Raw genomic sequence first — 834 nt, forward strand, 5'->3', positions numbered from 1 at the left:
CTGCAGTTCCGGATCGAATGCGTTGTACTTCACCGGGCTCTCGGCGGTGGAGCGGACCTGCCGATGCGAGCGATTCACGGCGTCGCGGAACAACTTTCGTTCCTCCTCGGTGCCGCGCGCGGCGACCGCGAGGTAGCCGAGGGTGGTGCGGGTGCGCTTGAACGGGTGATCGAAGAGACGTCCCGATTCGACGCGGCTCTCGAACACGCCGTAGCCGACGCCGGGCCACGACAACTGCATGATGATGTTCGCGGCTCCGGCGGCGAGGCCGATGCCGTCCATCGTGTCGTCGAGTCCTGCCGGTTTCTCCGTCGTCGTCACGCTCCACCCTCCATCCGAACAGTATCTGGGTACGAATGTACGCAGATATATGACGCTCGTAAAGCGGCGGGGCTGACAAGATGGCCGCATGGCAACAGGACGGCTCTACGGGGGACGCGGCGGCGAGGAACGGCAGGCGGATCGCCGCGCCCAGCTCATCGAGGCAGGTCTCGACCTGCTCGGCGCACCCGACGGAGAACCCACCCTGTCGGTGCGCGGCGTGTGCAAGCGCTCCGGCCTGGCCTCGCGCTACTTCTACGAGAGCTTCGCCGACCGCGACGCGCTGACCGGTGCCGTGTACGACCACGTCGTGCAGCAGATCGCGCAGAGCACCCTCGCGGCGGTGGCCGCCGCGCCCCGCGACGAACGCGGCATCGTGCACGCGGCCGTCGCGAACATCGTCCGCGAGATCGCTGCGGATCCCCGCCTGGGACGCGTGCTGTTCTCCGTCAGCCAGGCCGACCCGCAGCTCGCGCGGCGCCGCCTCGAATCCGCGCGCATGTTCGCCGGGCT

General features: G+C 68.7%; 2 protein-coding genes. One reads left to right on the plus strand and one right to left on the minus strand.

Features of this window, described 5'->3' with window-relative positions:
• On the minus strand, positions 1–282 hold a 282-nt coding region (locus tag I0Q12_RS34045; RefSeq protein ID WP_231611541.1), incomplete at its 3' end, for an oxygenase MpaB family protein.
• A gap of 127 nt (positions 283–409) precedes the next feature.
• Here I0Q12_RS34045 and I0Q12_RS27130 point away from each other — a divergent pair.
• The coding region (locus tag I0Q12_RS27130) for a TetR/AcrR family transcriptional regulator (protein ID WP_231611531.1) at positions 410–834 on the plus strand (425 nt) is incomplete at its 3' end.

The organism is Rhodococcus sp. CX (assembly GCF_015865005.1).
GTDB lineage: Bacteria > Actinomycetota > Actinomycetes > Mycobacteriales > Mycobacteriaceae > Rhodococcus.